Consider the following 17,334-nt stretch of genomic DNA (forward strand, 5'->3'; position numbering starts at 1 on the left):
GGAGGGCAGATGACACTCGACCACGCACCCCGCCGTCGCCGTACCGTGCACCGGCTCCACGCCGCGCCGGCCGCGGTGGCGACCGGAATCCTCTTCACCGGCCTGCTCGCGACACCCGCACGCGCAGAACACGGCACCGGCTCCGGCACCGGCACCTTCGCCGGAGCAGCGATCGGCACGGTCGCCCGGGCGGTGGGCGATGCCCGCTTCGAGCCGGGCCCCTGCCCGAAGACGCCGGAGCCGATCGCCGCGCTCGAAAAAGCCCGCTGCGGAACGCTCACCGTGCCCGAGAACCGTGCGAAGCCCGACGGTCGAAAGATCACCCTCGGTGTCGCGATCGTGCCGGCGGCGGCCGCCGAACCGAAACCCGACCCGATCGTGTGGCTCGCCGGCGGGCCCGGCGACGACGCCGTCGGGGAGGCGAAGATGGCCGTCGACGGCGGCCTGAACCGCGACCGGGACGTGATCCTCATGTCCCAGCGGGGCACGTACTCGGCCGACCCGGTGCTCACCTGCCGCAACATCGACGAGTTCAACGCACGCGCGGTCGGTCTCGTCTACGGCGCGCCGTCCACCGAGCGCCTGCACGTCGAGGCGACGCGCACCTGCCGTGACCAGCTGGCGGGCCGCGGCGTCGACCTCAGCGCCTACAACGACACCGAGAGCGCCGCCGACTACGCGGACCTGCGCGTAGCGCTGGGCATCGACCAGTGGAACGTGTTCGGCATCTCCTACGGCACCCACCTGGCGCTCATATACATGCGCCAGCACCCCCAGGGAATCCGGTCGGTCGGGATCGACGGCATCCTGCCGCCGTCCAGAGGGGGATCGGCGCTGACCTGGAGCAGCGCCCGGCAGGGTTTCGACGGTCTGTTCAAGGCTTGCGCGGAGGATCCCGCGTGCAACCGCCGCTATCCGAACCTGTCCGCCACCTTCGAACGCCTCGTCCGTGAGCTCGAAGCCCACCCGGTCACCACGACCGTCACCGTCCCCGGTCACCCGGAGCCGGTGAAAGTCGTCCTGGACGGCGTAGCCCTGGTGAACTGGATGACCTCCGCCACCCACGTGGCGCCGGGTGTACCCCGCTCCCTCGACGAGCTGGCCCACGGCAATCCGCAGCGGATCGCCGAGCAGTGGGCGGGCGGCAAGCTCAGCCCCCAGGCCTTCGGCAGGGAGGCCCACGGGCTCGCCTACGGCATCTTCTGCAGTGAGTGGGTGCCGTACGAGAGCCAGGCCGAGGCGATCCGGGACGGGCGGGAGGCGTTCCCGTCGTTCCCCCGCTCGGTACTGGCCCAGGCTCCGCAGCTCACCTTCCTCCGTCCGGACTGCGACGTCTGGAACGTCCCCGCGGCCCCGCCCTCGATCCGGGACGTCACGCGGAGCGACATCCCCACCCTTGCCGTCTCGGGCGGCTTCGACTCCCAGACCGGGGCGGACAATGGCCCGTACGTCGCCCGTACGCTGAGCCGCGCCACCGTCGTGACGGTCCCCTACGAGCCCCATGTGGTGTTCGCCACGTCACGGTGCGCCCAAGAGATCACCGTCTCGTTCTTCGACAATCCGACCGCCCCGAACACCGGATGCCTCAGCGGCCTCAAGCCGCCCCAGTTCGAGATCGGGCCGTGACGATGACGCCGTCTGTCCTGGGCGCGGTTCCGCTACCGCCCCCAGGCCTTTCCCCTGCTCCACCGCCGGGCCGCGCCGAGAACTGCCATATCGGCGTGTTCGCTGCCTATGCCAGTTCCGCGGTCACGGCCTGCCGGCGCCGTTAGTCCGCGAGCTCGTCGGCGAGGGGCCGGTGCGCAAAGGGAACCTGCCGCAGCTGCCGTTCGCCGCCTACGGGCCGGTGAGATGCTTCGTGAGCTACGGGCGCTGCAGGTGGTGGGTGACCGCGACTGTAGGGCCGATGTCCTGCGGGCGTCGTCCGGCGGGGTCGGCGATGGCTGGCGCTCTTTTCCGGGCTGCAGGGAGCCGTGTCCAATGCCTGCATGACATGTGTGGAGCGTTGGTGTGAAGGTGATGCGCATGGACTGGGGCTCAGCGTTGTCGACCTCCATCGGCGCGGCGATCGGCATCGTGGCTACGCTCGTCGCGGACCGCAACCGCTGGCGGCGGGAGGTGTCGAGCCGGGCTCTTGAGACGCGCCGGGAGGCGTACACGGAGTTCATGACGGCCATGAATGAGGCCGGAGAGGCCATCCGTGCCGTCAGTCTTGGCGATCATCAGGGTGGCATGTCACGAGATTCCGTGGTGCGAGAGGCGTTCCGGTCCTCAGGAGTTCACGCCGCTCTTGAGCGTCTGCGACTCGTTGCCCCGCCGGCTGTGGAGGCCGCAGCGTATGCCGCGTTCCGGTCCATGCGCTATCTGCGCGATCACTACGCCGCAGGCAGAGAGCCCGCCGACGCTGAGGCACACGCCGTGCGCATGGAGCTCGAGGACAACTTCCGGACCGTGCGCGACCTGATGCGCAAGGACATGACCGCTACGACGGATTAAGACCGTGCCCCAGCCCTTGTGTCCTCCGGTCAGTTGCCCGGAGGACACAAGGGCTGGCTCGTCGTTCACTTGGTGTACAGCCACCACCAGTGACCGTGAGCCTGGCATTTGTACTGCTTCCATACGTGGAGTTGCTGACCATGGTTGCCTGCCGCATAACAGCAGTCCTGGTCGTGGTAGTACTCGCCCCGCTTTTTCCAGTTCGCCTGTGCCAACTCGTCGTTCGACTTGTTCGCGGTGTCGCTGGTCGCGCTCGGGGAATCCTCCGGCGGAGCCGCGACGGCCGCCCCCGACGCTCCGGCCAGCAGCAGACCCGCCATGAGCGCCGCCACTGCCGGGATGAGGCGGAATGCCCTCGATTTCATGAGGTTGCCTCTCTTCTCAGTACCTGCCCTGATAGTGGGCCCGGATCGACCTCGCCGGAATGGGCGTGCGGGAGCGGCATCCCGAAGGCGCCGCGCGCGGGCGGACCTGCACTTCACGCGGCGTGGGGAACGGGGCAGGTCGCCAGCTGAGGGCTCCCGCCCCCACTTGGGGGCTCGGCCCGGGCGGTGGTCCCGGTGTGCGCGAGCGTTTTCTGCTGGTCAGCAGGTGTTGCAGTGTTTCGCAACGCCGCCGTGGCCCGCGAAGGTGCGTTTCTGGCGGGCGGGTCGGCCTTCGCGGTCGTATCCCGCTGGCCGACTCCGTACATCGGAGACGCCTGACCGGCCGGCTCGGTCCCGGCGCACGGACGCCGGGACCCGGGGCCTGGGCTGCGTAGGGGGCGACGTCATGGGTCCGTCGGCCGGGTGCGTTGACGGCTCGGCGCGCAATCCGCTCAATCTCCGGGCACAGTCGACAATCACCGCAACCGGCGACGAACTGCTCTTGCATGCCTTTGCCATTCCCGTACGTCAACCTCAACAACCGTTTCTGAAATTGGCTGGTTATGATCGGCACCCACCCAGAAATGGTCGGCTGTGTTGACGAGGACTGATGACTCCCACGGGATCCGAAGGCTCGGGCGAGCCGGTACGAAGAAGCCGACGACGGGCCGTGCGCCTGCGCACTTTGCTCGTCTGGCTCGCGGTGGTGCCCACCGTGGCGATGGGCGCCCAGGTTCTCATCAGCTCCGATCGGTCGGTGCAGGAGTCCCGGCATCTGCGCAAGGACGTGGCGGCCGGCCGGCAGACCGGCGTACCCCTGTACCAGCTCATCACCAAACTGCAGTCCGAGCGCGCGATCACCGCCGCGTGGTGGTCGGGCATGCCCGTGTCCGGGGCCGATCTGCGCGGCCGCCGGGCTGACACCGACCGGGCCGTGGCCGTGTTCCTGAAGTCGTCGGACCCCGATCAGGTCCATTCCGACCGGGCGAAGGAGCGCCTCCGCGACGTCGCGCGGCGATTGACCGACCTGGGGGCCCAGCGCGAACGCGCCGACGCGCGCCACGGCAGCCCGGACGACACCGTCGACTACTACACCGACGTGATCAGCGGAACGATCCGTTGCTTCGGGGACCTCAGCCACGTCGACGACGGCGGGCTCACGCAGGAGTCGACGTCGCTCGTGGCTCTGTTCTCGGCGGCGGAGGTGGTGGCTCGCGAGGATTCGATCCTCGCGCTGGCGGGCCCCTCCGGGAAGCTGACGTCCGCCAGGTTCACCGAGTTCGTCGAAGCCGTCGGCGCGAGCGACTACTTGTACGACACGGTCACTCTCGATCTGCCCCTTGACGACCAGGATGCCCTCCAGTGGATCCTCACCTCGAACGCCTGGCAGACCAAGTCCCGCATCGAGAAGTCCGTCGTCTCCGAGCACCGGGACATCTCGTCCGGCGTCGCGCTGCCGCAGGATGTCAGCGACTGGCGAGCGGCCTACGGCACCATTTCCGTCCGGTTGAACACCCTCAACGAGAACGAGCTGCAGGAGCTGCTCGACCACGCCGACGACCGGGCGGCCCAGCTGGAGAATCAGGTCGTCCTTCTGGTGGCGGCGAGCGGTGCCGCCCTCCTGCTGGTCATCGCCGTCGTGGTCTTCACCACGCGTTCGGTACTGCGCCGTTTGCGGGACCTGCACGACCGCACGGTGGTGGTCGCCGAGGAGACCCTCCCGGACGTCGTGGCCCGCCTCCGGCGCGGAGAGGCTGTCGGCACCGGCACACTGCCCCGGCCGGGGGGCGAACAGGACGAGGTCGGACGGATCAGCGACGCCTTCGCCCGCGTCGTCGCCGTGTCCGTCGAAGGACACCGGGAGCTCGCCGACGAGCGGCAGGGCTTCAGCGTATTCGCCTCCGGCATCGCCGCACGGACCGGGAACCTGGTCAGCCGGCAGCTCGCCCTCACCGAGCACATCCAGGACGCCTTCGGCCAGGACGAGGCGCTCCTCGCCGACCTCATGAGATCCGATCAGCTCACGGTGGGCATGCGGAGGCAGATCGAGAACCTGCTCATCCTGGCGGGCGGCGAGGTCCCCGACCCGCACACGGAGCCCATGCGCATCGCCGACCTGCTGCGGGAAGCGGCCGCCGAAGTCGAGGACTTCCGGCGCATCGACCGGCACGCCATGGACGAGACCAGCGTGGAGCCCGGCGTGATCAGCCAGCTCAGCCACCTCCTGGCAGAGCTGTTGGACAACGCCACCCGCTTCTCCCCGCCGACGACGAGGGTCGCCATCCGGTCCGAGCTGGTCGGCGGCGGTCTCTGCATCGAGATCGAGGACCGTGGCCCGCGGGTGACCGCCGAGAGGTACGAGGAGATGAACGGCCGCTTGCACTCGGCCCCGCCGTACTCCGTGCTGGCCCGGAACGCGCACCGGCTCGGCCTCTTCGTGGTCGGCCACCTCGCCGACCAGCTCGGGGTGACGGTCACGCTGCGCCGGTCGGCATTCGGCGGAACGTCCGCCGTAGTGATCGTCCCGGATGAGCACCTCGTGGCGACCCAGGAGCGCGCCGCGGTGCCCGAACCGGCGAAGGAGCCCGCGCCCGAACCGCGGTCCACCGAGGAGCGGCGGCCGAAACTCGTCCCGCAGCGGCCGTCCGGCCATCCGGCGGACGACTCCGCTCCCAGCGCGTCGGGGCTGCCGCGCCGCCAGCGGAAGGAGCAGGTCCGGCAGGCCGGGAACGCGGCGCCGGAGGCACCGCCCCGGTCCGGTTCCGGGGACGTACCCGCCCGGCCGGCTCTCCCTGAGCGCGTCCCGCAGGCCCACCTGGCCCAGCAACTCCGCGAGCCCCAGGCGGCCGAAGCGGTGGGCCAGGACGGGGCCACGCCCGAAGAGGTGGCCGACGCCTGGGCGGACTACGAAGACAGCACCAGACAAGTGGAACTCGAACTCCGACAGGACCAGCCATGACGACGGCACAGAACGATGCGATCTACAGCATCCTGGACAACAATCTGAGCAGGATCGCGGGGATCCAGGGAGCCGTGCTCCTCGCCAACGACGGGATCAAGCTCAGCGCCTACATGCTGGAGCGGGACCAGGCCGAACGGGTCGCCGCGGCGGCCTCCGGCATCGCGTCCACCATGAAGGCCATCTCGAGGGAGATCGACGGCGGCGGGGTGATCCGCCAACTCGTCGAGATGGACGACCGGTACCTGTGCCTCGTCGGGTGCGGATCGGGCAGCACACTGATCGTGGTGACCTCCCGCAAGGCACGGCTCGGGGAGCTGGGCGGCGAGACGGTCCGCGCCGCGCAGGCGCTCGGCGAGTGGCTGGGCACCCCCGAGCGCTCACAGACGCCCACGTCGTAATGGAGGCCGACCAGCAGCCCGGACGGCGCCGCCGGACGCGGCTGTACGCCCTCACCGATGGGCGTACGGCCGCGTCCCGCCACGGCCTGACGATGGACACCGTGATCACAACGGCTGTCGGCGCCGACCACGGTCACGGCAGCCTGCCCACGGAGTGGCAGGAGATCCTCGCCATGTGCCCGTCGCCGAACGGACGGGCGGTCGCCGAGATCGCCGCCCGGATGCGGATGCGCCTGACTCCCATGGTGGTCCTGCTCGGCGAGCTGCTGGAGCGCGGCCTGATCCGCCACCGGTCGCCGCTGGACGCCTCCGAGACCTCCAACGTCCATCTGCTCATGAAAATCAGGGACAACCTTGCCCGCCTATGACACCGCCGCCGCACCGGAAGCGTCCCCCGTCAAGATCCTCATCGCCGGGGGCTTCGGCGTCGGCAAGACGACTCTGGTCGAAGCGGTCTCCGAAATCGATCCGCTGCGCACCGAGGAGCGGCTGACATCCGCGGGCATCGGGGTCGACGACCTCGACGGCATCGAGAACAAGACGGCGACCACGGTCGCGATGGACTTCGGCCGCATCACCCTCACCGACGCCGGAGTGGTCCTGTACCTCTTCGGCACACCGGGCCAGGAACGCTTCTGGTTCATGTGGGACGATCTGCTGCACGGGGCTCTCGGGGCGATCGTCCTGGTCGACACCCGGAGGCTGGACCGCAGCTTCCCCGCCATCGACTTCTTCGAGAACCGCGGACTGCCGTTCGTCGTCGGCGCGAACTGCTTCAACGGCGAGCAGCCGTACACCTCCGAGGAGATCAAGGCGGCCCTGCACCTGAGGGACCCGGACACCCCCGTTCTCCTCCTCGACGCCCGCTCCCGGGAGGACGTCCGCAGCTGCTTGCTCTCGCTGCTGGACCGGCTCATCACCCAGGCGCGGGTCACCGCAGCCGTCTGACCGCGGCCGTCTGACCACGGACGGCCGGCGGCTGTCCGGCGGCTGTCCCGGCAGCTGTCCGGCGGAGAGTGGCCACGTGGTCGAGGCGCAGCGCGTCGACCTGGTCGGTCAGGAGACACCGTGGCCCCGGCCGGCGCCGCCGCACTGCAGCGCGCTCGGCTGGGAGCACCGGGGTGGCCTGGAGCAGCTGCCGGGTCAGCCTTCGATTTGTTCCTCGACAGCCCTGGCAGCGCGGTTCCGGATTTCCTGGCGGTAGGCCACTGGGTCGGCCATCTCCGGCACGGAGAGGTTCGTGCCGATGCACACGCCGACCACGACGAGGACAGCGACGTGAGCGCCCTCTTCCCCGACCCTCTCCGGGGCTTTGATGGTCTCCTTCAAGCGCTTGGCCATCAGCGCTCGCTCTTCCGGGTCATCCACCCACAGACCGATGTCCTTCAGTGCCGAATCGGGATCCTCCGCGAGGAGGTCACGAAACTTTCCGTCATCGATCGACCGCTCGATGAGGCGGATGTACCCGGCCGTTTCGGCCTTGCGATTGTCCGTGGTCACCGTTGGCCCTCCTCGACTACTGGTATCCGACGAAATGCCGGCGCGGCACGCCCACGGGAACACCGAGGTCGACCGGTTTCGGCTCCTCCACCGTGATGGCCTTTCCTGGCCGGCTCACCTCGCGCAGCCGCACCAGTCCGGAGTGACGGGAGTTCATGACGCCGACCGGGAAATAGGTGGCGATGGCGGAGGGGAAGGTGAACTCCACCATGCGCCGGTCGGGGTGGCGGACCCGTGTCGCGCGTTGGAGGGCCTCGACCATCTGGGCGACCTCGTAGAACTCGTCCGGTGAGAGGCGTACGCCGGTACGGAAGAGGTAGAGGTTCCGGAAGAACCCGAATTCGTTGTACATCGACTCGTTGACCAGTCCGGCGGCCCGGTCGGCCTCCCACAAGCGGGATCCGGGGATCTGCAGGTACCACTGCAGGAGGATCCGGACCCCGAACTCGGCGTGCAGCCCCGCCGCGAACCGGATCGTCGCGCGGATCTCGTCCATCGATTCCCACGGCAGGCCGAGGATGAACGAGAAGTCGGCGCGTTCGCCGATGCCGTGCCGTGCGAGCTTGGCCGCGGCCAGCCGGAGCTTCTCCGTCGTCGTTCCCTTGCCGATCTTCTTGAGCCCCTCGTCGTAGCCGCATTCGGCGCCCACCAGGAACTGGCAGGTCAGGTCTGCCATGCCCTCGACGTAGCCGGGGAAGAGGAGGTCGTTCGCCCGCGAGTCGTACACCAGCCAGGGTTCGAGGCCGCGTTCGCGCAGCACCTCGGTGATGCGCACCGCCCGCCGCGGGTTCATGGAGAATTCGTCGTCGATGATGTGTGTGGTCCCGTACCTGGTCAGGGGGAGGTGCGGCATGACGGTCGTCAGCCGGTTGACGAATTCCTCCGGCGGGATCGGCCGCCACGAGCGTCGGTACGAGGTGGAACAGAAAGAGCAGTCGAACGCGCAGCCGCGCGACGATTCGATCGCGAGCCCCTTGTACACGTTCGGGGCCAGGGACGAGTAGTCCGGTACGGGAAAGGCGCCCAGTTCCTCGTTGTCGATCCTCGTGGCGACAGGGTTGCGTACGATCTTTTCGTCCGGCGCCTTCCAGGTCAGTCCCGGCACGTCCGCGACGGATCCGCCCTTGGCGACGCACTCGCACAGCTGCAGGAGCGCGCGTTCCCCCTCACCGCGCACGACATAGGTGGCCGGAGAGGTCTCGAGCACGTACCGGTCGAACATCGTGGGGTGAATGCCGCCCAGGACGATGGGGACGGTCGGCAGCAGTTTCTCGATCTGGTGCAGCACGACGCGGGCACTCGGCCACGACAAGGAGGTGGCGCCCACACCCATGAGCTCGCAGCCCCGCAGCTCGTGCTCGTGCGGTGCGAGGTCCACACTCTGCTCGGCGATGAGGTCGATGAGAACGACCTCGTGTCCGGCTGAGCGCAGCGCCGCGGCCAGCAGGTAGATGCCGTAGGGCGGGCATTCCCGCTCGGCGTCCATCGAGATCGTCCGAAGGGTGCCGTCGACGACGTCCATCATTGGCGGGGCCAACAAGCCGACCTTCACCGCATGTCCCCTTTTCCTTCCGGAAGGAAGCGCCCTCGTCTTGTTGAGTTCGAGTTCGATTTCGAGTTCATGTTGATGGCGCTCTACGGGCATGACCGGGGCACGGGGCGAACCCCGCCGGTAACCGCGTCGAGACTGCCAAGTGAATCGTCATCCCGTGAGGCAGGCCGAGGGATCTTTTGTTGGTCCGGATGAGCCCTCCTCCACCCCATTCGGCGGCTGAGGACTGTCGCCGGGTTTCGCGCAAGCCCGTCGAGATGCGCGCGGCGCTGGTCATCGCGGGTGCCAGGGACGGCTGCCGACTGATGACCTCGCGGCGTACCGGTCGTGCCGGCGGCGGCTCCAGCGGCGCGCCGGGCGAGGGCAGCAGGGCACGCTTGCTGTCGGTGGTTTCGGTGATGACCAGGCGCAGTTCCAGGCGGTCGCCGTCGATCTTCTCCTCGGCACGCGAGCAGCCCCCCGATCGTGATCGGGGGGCCGTGTGGTCTCTACCTCTGCCTGCTGTTCACGCCCGACGCAGTGCGGAGCGGCCCGCGAAGCGCGCCGAGGCGCCCAGCTCCTCTTCGATCCTGATCAGTTGGTTGTACTTCGCCGTGCGGTCGGAGCGGGAGAGCGAGCCGGTCTTGATCTGACCGCAGCCGGTCGCCACCGCCAGATCCGCGATGGTGGTGTCCTCCGTCTCGCCCGAGCGGTGCGACATGACAGCCGTCCAGCCCGCCTGGTGGGCCGTGGCCACCGCGGCCAGCGCCTCGGTCAGGGTCCCGATCTGATTGACCTTGACCAGGACCGAGTTGCCGACGCCGGTGCGGATGCCCTCGCGCAGCAGCGTCTCGTTGGTGCAGAACACGTCGTCGCCGGTGAGCTGGCAGCGGTCACCGACGCGGGCGGTCAGCTCGCGCCAGCCGTCCAGGTCGTTCTCCGCCATCGGGTCCTCGATGGAGACGACCGGGTAGGCGTCGATGAGCTTGGCCAGGTAGTCGGCGTTCTCGGAAGGGGTGCGGCGCACCCCCTCGCCCGCGTAGTCGTACACCCCGTCACGGAAGAACTCCGACGACGCCGGGTCCATGACCAGGCCGATGTCCGTGCCGGGGCGGTAGCCGGTGCGCTCGATGGCGGTCATCACGAAGTCGAGCGCCTCCTCAGCGGTGCGCAGCGAGGGCGCGAAGCCACCCTCGTCGCCGACGCCCGTGGAGTGCCCGGCGGCCAGCAGATCGCGGCGCAGGGTGTGGAAGACCTCGCTGCCCATGCGGACGGCTTCGGCGAAGGTGTCCGCGCCCACTGGCGCGATCATGAACTCCTGGAAGTCCAGCGGATTGTCGGCGTGGGCGCCGCCGTTGACGATGTTCATCATCGGCAGCGGCAGGAGGTGGGCGTCTGCGCCGCCGAGGTAGCGGTAAAGGGGCTGGCGGTGGGCCGCCGCGGCGGCCTTGGCGGCAGCGAGGGAGACGCCGAGGACCGCGTTGGCGCCGAGCCGGGACTTCGTTGCGGTGCCGTCGAGGGCGACCAGCGCGGCGTCGAGACCCGCCTGGTCCGCCGCGTCCCGGCCGCGCACGGACGCCGCGATCTCCCCGTTGACGTGGGCCACCGCGCGGTCGACGCCCTTGCCGTGCCAGCGCGCGGAGTCTCCGTCGCGCAGTTCCACGGCCTCCCGGGCACCGGTGGAGGCACCGGAGGGGACAGCCGCGCGCCCCAGGGACCCGTCCGCCAGGACCACGTCGACCTCGACCGTGGGGTTGCCCCGGCTGTCGATGATCCGGCGGGCGGTGACGGTCTCGATGGCGGCGTTGACGGTTCCGTCTGCCTTTGCGGACATGGGAGGTCCTTCCCGTTGTCGTGTGCCGTGGCCCCGACTGCGACAACGCTGGCGCTGAGCCCGACAACGCCAAACACTACAGCAATGCTGCACAGTTTTGCTGTACAGCATTGCTGTGCAGGCCAGGTGCGCAGCTTTGCTGACCAACGGAGTAAAATGCCCTATGCCCACCCCGGAAGCCGCCGCCATCGCCGCCGAACTGCGTACCGCGATGGGCAAGCTCACCCGACGCGTCAAACACGAGGACAGCATCCCGCTGGGCCAGGCCGCCGTGCTCGGTGCGCTCGACCGCAACGGCGCCATGACCACCAGCGACCTCGCCGCCGATCAGCGCGTACGCCCCCAGTCGATGGCGCGGGCGGTGGGGCTGCTCATGGAACAGAACCTGATCACACGCCGGCCGCACCCCACGGACGGCCGCAAGTCGCTGGTCGAACTGTCGGACGCGGGCCGGGCCGCACTCGAAGCGGAACGCGGCCGCAGGGCCGGTTGGCTCGCCCAGGCCATCGAGGCCGAACTCACGGATGAGGAGCGGGCGTTGCTGGCACGGAGCACCGCCTTGCTGGAGCGGCTCGCCACACGCTAGCGCCCTGGCAGAAAGCGTTCGCCCCGCCGCGACGCCCGGCACGCGCCCCCGAGCTCTCGGCTTCACTCGAGCAGGGAGATACCCCTTCGCCGCACCGCGGTGACACAGCCGCTCCGCGGCGGGCGCTCCTTCACGGGCAAACGTTGCCTGCCGGGGCACCAGCTCGCCCTCGGGCACCGGAATGCCGCACCCGAGGGAGCGCCCGCGCAGGTACCTGCGGGCCGTCGGCGGCTGCCACGGCAGGGCCTCCGCCGGCGTGGTGCTGGCCGACCGTTGCTATGACCAGGACAAGTACCGCCGCCTGGTCTGGGACCTCGGCGTGAAGCCTCTGACCGCCCGCCGGGGCGCCGAGCACGGCTCCGGACTCGGCGCCCAACGCTGGGTTGTGGAGCGCGCATTCGCCCACCTGTACTGGTTCCGCCGCCTACGGATCCGCTGAGAGATCCGCGACGACATCCACGAAGCCTTCCTCACCCTCGGATGCCCCATTGTCTGCTGGCGCCGCCTGGCAGCAGCTCGGCGCTGCCACTCGTAGACGCCTGGTGAGGACTCCAGGACCTCGCTCGGCCACTCCTTGCACACCAGCCCAAACAGCCTCCGCTGCTCGTCGATCCATCCATCCTCAAGACCCATAGGAAGGGATACAGAGACGCACGCTTGGGGCGTCGTGGGCCACGATGCGGTGTTCTGCTCATCGTGGCCGTCGGGGGCCGATGGCGGTCGGTGTCCGGTCGGCGGTTTGCTGTGCGGTCAGGACCGCGGCGACGGCCTGGGCGGTTTCGGGTTGGTGCTCACGTCGTCCGTGGTGGCGGGCGAGTCGGCCGTCCGCCCGAGCATGGCCTGCGTTCCCTCATGAACGCTGTGCTCTACGTGGACCACACCGGCATACCGTGGCGCTACCTGCCCCACGATTTCCCCCACTGGCGCACGACCTACGGCTACTTCTCGGCATGGCAGGAAGACGGCATCTTCGAGCAGCTCACCGGGCTCTTGCGGCGTCTGGTCCGCGAGGCCGAGGGCCGAAACGCCGAGCCGTCCGCGTATGTGCTGGACTCCCAGACCGTCAAGACCTCCGCCAACGCGCACCTCGCAGGCCAGGGCACCGATGCCGGGAAACGGTCATCGGACGCAAACGCCACCTGGGCACGGACACGCTCGGCCTGCTGCTGACCGCCGTGGTCACCACTGCAAGCATGTCCGACACCACCGTCGGCGTCCGCCTGCTCTCCCGCATCACCACAGCCCACCCGCGGATCCGCAAGGCGAGGGTGGACGGCGGCTACCGCACCACCGCCATCGACCACGGCGCCCGCCTCGGCCTCGACGTCCACCCCGTCCAGCGGCCCCCGGGCACCCGGGCACCCGGGCACCCGAGGATTCAAGGTGATTCCAAAAAGGGGGCCAACCGGAATACGCCGGAAACAGGCAACAGGCCCCTGAACACCGGTGATGCGTCTGCTCAGTGACTCCTGCGTCGGGCGGCCGGGTCGCGTTCAGCGACGTGCCGGGCGACCGCGTCCACGCTGGGCCGTGCATAGCGTTCGAGGGAGCGCACGGAGGCGTGGCGGGAGCGGGCCAGCAGCATCGGCGTGGACGTGCCGTCCTCGGCGTCGTGCGTCAACGCACTGTGCCTCAGCCGGTGGAGCGTCCAGCCGTCCAGATCCTCGATGTCCTCGGGCGAGGCGAGCGGATTGGCCAGCAGCCGGGTGTTCTCTTCGAAGATCTCCTCAGCCCGCCGGTAGGAGAGCCGGGCCCGGCCGGTCTCCGGACACACGTCGAGCGTCGGAGTTCCGGGCCTTGGTGCGGTCGGGCGGCGTCGGCCGCCGCTTGATGCCGATCGTCGGATCGCATTCGATCCAGCCCTGGCGCTGCCACCAGCCGATCGCCTTGCGCGCGATGGACAGCTCCCGGTTGACGGTGTCGGCGTCCATCTCGTCCGCCCGCGCGGCAGCGAGCTCGGCCAGCACCTCCGGCAGCACCGGGTCGTCGACGGCGGCGATCGGAAAGACGGGGGGCTTCGCGCCGCGGCGGGCGGGCCCAGTCGGCGCAGGTTCGCCGGCGAGCATCCATCCCCACGTCGTCAGCGAGATCCGGTAGATCCGTGCGGAGGACTTCGCGATGCCCGCGCCAGTGAGGTAGGGGTCCGAGGAACATCCGTGTCAGATCGTGCGCTAAGGCTTTTCCGGCTGGTTGGGCCTTTGACCTGGGGTGATTGAGCATCGGAGCCTTCGTGGGTCGTTGTTGTCGATCTTCGGAGAGCTGTTGTGGCGGTCGAGTTCCTGACGGATGAGCAGGCGACCCGGTACGGGTCGTTTCGCGAGGTGCCCTCGCGGGCGGAGCTGGAGCGGTACTTCTTCCTGGACGACGCAGACCGGGAGGCGGTGCAGGCCAAGCGCCGGGCCCACAACCGGCTCGGGTTCGCGGTCCAGCTCACGAGCGTGCGTTTCCTGGGGCGGTTCATGCCGGACCCGCGGCAGGTGCCGGCGGAGGTCGCCGAGTACCTGGCCGAGCAGTTGGAGATCGCGGACGCCTCGTGCCTGAAGCTGTACGGCGAGCGGGATGGCACGGCCCGTATGCACGCCGGGGAGATCCAGGAGTCCGGGGGCTGGCGAGACTTCGCCGACGTCCGCGAGGAACTGGTGGTCTGGCTGGACGCGCGGGCGTGGACGACGGGCGACGGGCCGAAGGCGTTGTTCGACGCGGCGGCGGGCTGGCTGCGCGAGGGCCGAGTGCTGCTGCCGGGGCGAGTCGTCTGGCCCGGCTGGTGGGCACGGTGCGGGAGGCGGCGAACCAGCGGTTGTGGGACACGCTGTACGGGCTGCTGAACGTTGGTCAGCGGGCGGTGCTGGACTCGCTGCTGACGGTCCCGCCCGGCGATCGGATCTCGGAGCTGGACCGGCTGCGACGCGGTCCGGTACGGGTGTCGGGTCCGCAGATGAAGTGGTCGCTCCAGCGCGCGGAGGAGATCGCCGCCCTCGGGATGGGCGTCCTCGATGTCTCGGCGGTCCCGCCGCGGCGGCTGGCGGAGCTTTCCCGGTACGGGGTCGACGGCAAGGCGTCACTGCTGCGCCGGCACGGCGATTCCCGCCGGCTGGCGACGCTGCTGGCCACCACCGTCTACCTGACGACCCGGGCCGTCGACGACGCGCTCGACCTCCTGGAGGTGCTGATCGCGACGAAGCTGCTGGCCAAAGCCGAGCGCGAGACCGTCAAGGAGAAGATGAAGACGCTGCCGAGGGTCGAGCGGGCCTCGGCAAAGCTGGCGACCGCGTTCCAGGTCGTCTTCGACACCACGAGCGAGCTGGTCGACACCGACACCGGGGAGGTCACCGGCCCAGCGGTGGAGTCGTTCGAGGCGATGTGGGAGCGGATCGAGGCCGTCGTGCCCCGGCACGAACAGGCTGCCGCGATCGCCGCACTGTTCGAGCTGACGCCCCCGCTGGACTCCGATGCGGACGAGGCGTGGCGGTCTATGCTCGTCAGCCGGTTCGGCACGGTCCGGCCGTTCCTCAAGCTCCTGGTCAAGGTCGTCGACTTCGGCGCCACCCCGGAAGGACTGCCGGTCCTGACCGCGTTGAAGTCCCTGCCGGAGCTGATGGGCCGCAAGAAGGTCGGCCCGGCCGAGATCGACACCGGGCTGCTTGTCGGCTCGTGGCGGCGCTTGGTCCTGGCGGCGCCGCACCTGGAGCCGGGCACGGTGGACTGGAAGGCGTACACGTTCTGCGTGCTGGAGCAGTTGCACCGGATGTTGCGGAGCAAGCAGGTGTTCGCGAGGAACTCCTCGAAGTGGGGCGACCCGCGGGCGAAGCTGCTGGCCAGTGAGGCGTGGGAGCAGGCCCGGCCGACCGTGCTGGCCTCGCTCGGGCTGCCGGGGGAGGCGGGCGAGCACCTGGCGGCGCGGGCCGCGCTGCTGGACGGAACGTACCGGGAGTCGCCGGGCGGCTGCCGGACAACGCACAGATCGTCTTCGACGACGACGGTCGCCTGCACTTCGCGGCCCTGGAGCCGGAGCCCGAACCGGCTTCCCTGCTGGACCTGCGGGCGGCGGTGAACGCGATGCTGCCGCGCGTGGACCTGCCCGAGGTGCTGCTGGAGGTGTTCTCCTGGACCGGCGCCGACCAGGCGTTCACCTCGGTCACCGGCGGTGAGGCCCGCCTGAGGGACCTGCACGTCACGATTGCCGCGCTCCTGGTCGCGCACGGCTGCAACGTCGGCTACACCCCCGTGATCGGCGGGGTTGACGCGCTGAAGTACGGGCGGCTGTCCCACGTCGACCAGACGTATCTGCGGCTCGCGACGTACCGGGCCGCGAACGCCACGCTGATCGAGCACCAGGCATCCATCGGCCTCGCGCAGGCGTGGGGCGACGGGATGGTGGCCTCGGTCGACGGGATGCGGTTCGTCGTCCCCGTGCCGTCGGTGTACGCGCGGCCGAACCCCAAGTACTTCGGACGCCGGGGCGGAGCCACCTGGCTCAACATGATCAACGACCAGGCCGCAGGTCTCGGCGGGAAGGTCGTGGCCGGCACCCCGCGCGACTCCCTGTACGTGCTGGACGTCCTCTACGACCGCGACGGCGGCAAGCGCCCGGAGATGATCGTCACCGACACCGCGAGCTACAGCGACATTGTCTTCGGGCTGCTCACCTTGGCGGGGTTTGCGTATGCGCCGCAGCTGGCCGACCTGCCGGACCAGAAGATGTGGCGCATCGACCGCGGGGCCGACTACGGCGCCTTCACTGACGCCGCCCGCGGCCGGGTCGATCTGGCCCGGATCGAGCGGCACTGGGAGGACATCCTGCGGATCATCGGCTCCATCCACACCGGCGCCGTCCGCGCCTACGACGTAATCCGGATGCTCTCCCGGGACGGGCGCCCGACCCCGCTCGGGGACGCGATCGCGCACTACGGGCGGATCTCCAAGACCCTGCACATCCTGCGCCTGGCCGACGAGCCCGGCTACCGCCGCCAGATCAAGGTGCAGGCCAACCTTCAAGAAGGCCGGCACGCGCTCGCTCGGAAGATCTTCCACGGCCGCGCCGGACAGCTCTACCAGCGCTACCAGGACGGCATGGAGGACCAGATCGGCGCCCTCGGCCTGGTCCTCAACGCCCTCGTGCTGTTCAACACCAGGTACATGGACGCCGCGGTCAACCAGCTGCGGGCCGAGGGCTTCGACGTCCGCGACGAGGACGTCGCCCGCCTTTCCCCGTTCGTCCGGCACCACATCAACATGCTCGGCCGGTACTCCTTCCAGCTCCCCGACCTGCCGGGCGGCCTGCGGCCCCTGAGCGATCCGGACGCTCCCGATCAGTAACGGCAACCCAAGGGGCGATGAGCTGGCTGCTTGGCCTTGCCGTGAAGGTCTCGACGGCGCCAGGCAGCGGGCTCATCTGACCTCTTGTGTGGCGCTCAGTACTTGGCCCGCTGTGAGCATCGAAGCAGCCCCCGGCACCGATTGGGCAGCGCAACTTCGCAGGTGGTCAGCATCTCCCCCAGGCGTGACCAATCTTCCGGCACACAGCGGACAACGCTTCTTCTCGTCCGGAACGTACGCCGCAGTCCGTTCGGCAGCCTGTATCACCGCACGACGATCGATATGCGACAGCTCACTGAGGGCCAGAGCGGCGGCGAGATCACTCGGCACCTGCCCATGAACTTCG

At 69.5% G+C, this 17,334-nt stretch carries 15 protein-coding genes and 2 pseudogenes; 11 read left to right on the plus strand and 6 right to left on the minus strand.

Translation table 11 applies throughout. The features are described from left to right. Positions 1 to 9: 9 nt before the first annotated feature. Complete coding sequence (locus tag IE295_RS29075; protein ID WP_190066747.1) at positions 10 to 1,626, plus strand: alpha/beta fold hydrolase; 1,617 nt, start codon at positions 10 to 12, stop codon at positions 1,624 to 1,626. A 393-nt stretch (positions 1,627 to 2,019) separates the two neighbouring features. Further along, positions 2,020 to 2,496, plus strand: coding sequence for a hypothetical protein (locus IE295_RS29080; RefSeq protein ID WP_224323456.1), 477 nt, complete (start codon positions 2,020 to 2,022; stop codon positions 2,494 to 2,496). Positions 2,497 to 2,561: 65 nt separating this feature from the next. On the opposite strand, the gene IE295_RS29085 is transcribed toward IE295_RS29080, so the two are convergent. Next, on the minus strand, positions 2,562 to 2,861 hold the full coding sequence (locus IE295_RS29085; protein ID WP_190066749.1) for a hypothetical protein: 300 nt from the start codon (positions 2,859 to 2,861) through the stop codon (positions 2,562 to 2,564). 670 nt (positions 2,862 to 3,531) lie between these two features. Between IE295_RS29085 and IE295_RS29090 the strand changes: the two genes are divergently transcribed. Genes IE295_RS29090 through IE295_RS29105 form a run of 4 tightly spaced genes read left to right on the plus strand, consistent with a single transcriptional unit; the run spans position 3,532 to position 7,169 of the window. Further along, on the plus strand, positions 3,532 to 5,820 hold the full coding sequence (locus IE295_RS29090) for a sensor histidine kinase (RefSeq protein ID WP_224323447.1): 2,289 nt from the start codon (positions 3,532 to 3,534) through the stop codon (positions 5,818 to 5,820). After that, complete coding sequence (locus IE295_RS29095; protein ID WP_190066751.1) at positions 5,817 to 6,221, plus strand: roadblock/LC7 domain-containing protein; 405 nt, start codon at positions 5,817 to 5,819, stop codon at positions 6,219 to 6,221. The genes IE295_RS29090 and IE295_RS29095 overlap by 4 nt, the downstream gene beginning before the upstream one ends. Then, positions 6,221 to 6,589 (plus strand): DUF742 domain-containing protein, encoded by a 369-nt coding sequence (locus IE295_RS29100; RefSeq protein WP_190066752.1) that lies wholly within the window; start codon positions 6,221 to 6,223, stop codon positions 6,587 to 6,589. Before IE295_RS29095 ends, IE295_RS29100 begins: the two co-directional genes overlap by 1 nt. Next, positions 6,576 to 7,169 (plus strand): GTP-binding protein, encoded by a 594-nt coding sequence (locus tag IE295_RS29105; RefSeq protein WP_224323446.1) that lies wholly within the window; start codon positions 6,576 to 6,578, stop codon positions 7,167 to 7,169. Before IE295_RS29100 ends, IE295_RS29105 begins: the two co-directional genes overlap by 14 nt. A gap of 195 nt (positions 7,170 to 7,364) precedes the next feature. Here IE295_RS29105 and IE295_RS29110 read toward each other — a convergent pair whose 3' ends face one another. The 3 genes from IE295_RS29110 to eno form a co-directional block, all read right to left on the minus strand. Beyond that, positions 7,365 to 7,721, minus strand: a complete 357-nt coding sequence (locus tag IE295_RS29110) for a hypothetical protein (protein ID WP_190066753.1) — start codon at positions 7,719 to 7,721, stop codon at positions 7,365 to 7,367. Positions 7,722 to 7,737: 16 nt separating this feature from the next. Next, positions 7,738 to 9,258 (minus strand): B12-binding domain-containing radical SAM protein, encoded by a 1,521-nt coding sequence (locus IE295_RS29115; RefSeq protein ID WP_190066754.1) that lies wholly within the window; start codon positions 9,256 to 9,258, stop codon positions 7,738 to 7,740. 520 nt (positions 9,259 to 9,778) lie between these two features. Next, complete coding sequence (eno, locus tag IE295_RS29120; RefSeq protein WP_190066755.1) at positions 9,779 to 11,086, minus strand: phosphopyruvate hydratase; 1,308 nt, start codon at positions 11,084 to 11,086, stop codon at positions 9,779 to 9,781. A 163-nt stretch (positions 11,087 to 11,249) separates the two neighbouring features. On the opposite strand from eno, the gene IE295_RS29125 reads away from it, so the two are divergent. The 4 genes and pseudogenes from IE295_RS29125 to IE295_RS34585 all read left to right on the plus strand — a co-directional run bounded on the left by IE295_RS29125 (position 11,250) and on the right by IE295_RS34585 (position 13,138). Beyond that, complete coding sequence (locus tag IE295_RS29125; RefSeq protein WP_190066756.1) at positions 11,250 to 11,672, plus strand: MarR family winged helix-turn-helix transcriptional regulator; 423 nt, start codon at positions 11,250 to 11,252, stop codon at positions 11,670 to 11,672. Positions 11,673 to 11,928: 256 nt separating this feature from the next. Beyond that, positions 11,929 to 12,207 (plus strand): annotated as a pseudogene (locus IE295_RS29130) (IS5/IS1182 family transposase); the annotation flags it as partial. A gap of 317 nt (positions 12,208 to 12,524) precedes the next feature. Beyond that, the gene (locus IE295_RS34580; protein WP_229923016.1) at positions 12,525 to 12,842 is read left to right on the plus strand and encodes a transposase; all 318 of its coding nucleotides are present in this window, start codon (positions 12,525 to 12,527) and stop codon (positions 12,840 to 12,842) included. Continuing rightward, on the plus strand, positions 12,812 to 13,138 hold the full coding sequence (locus IE295_RS34585) for a transposase (protein ID WP_229923020.1): 327 nt from the start codon (positions 12,812 to 12,814) through the stop codon (positions 13,136 to 13,138). Before IE295_RS34580 ends, IE295_RS34585 begins: the two co-directional genes overlap by 31 nt. On the opposite strand, the gene IE295_RS33935 is transcribed toward IE295_RS34585, so the two are convergent. Beyond that, on the minus strand, positions 13,132 to 13,446 hold the full coding sequence (locus tag IE295_RS33935; protein ID WP_224323445.1) for a site-specific integrase: 315 nt from the start codon (positions 13,444 to 13,446) through the stop codon (positions 13,132 to 13,134). The genes IE295_RS34585 and IE295_RS33935 overlap by 7 nt on opposite strands. After that, on the minus strand, positions 13,400 to 13,738 hold the full coding sequence (locus tag IE295_RS33940; protein WP_224323444.1) for a site-specific integrase: 339 nt from the start codon (positions 13,736 to 13,738) through the stop codon (positions 13,400 to 13,402). The genes IE295_RS33935 and IE295_RS33940 overlap by 47 nt, the downstream gene beginning before the upstream one ends. A gap of 198 nt (positions 13,739 to 13,936) precedes the next feature. Between IE295_RS33940 and IE295_RS29145 the strand changes: the two are divergent. Further along, positions 13,937 to 16,988, plus strand: a pseudogene (locus IE295_RS29145) (Tn3 family transposase). The last annotated feature ends 346 nt before the right edge of the window (positions 16,989 to 17,334 follow it).

The organism is Streptomyces griseocarneus (genome assembly GCF_014655595.1).
In the GTDB taxonomy this organism is placed as follows: Bacteria; Actinomycetota; Actinomycetes; order Streptomycetales; family Streptomycetaceae; genus Streptomyces; species Streptomyces griseocarneus.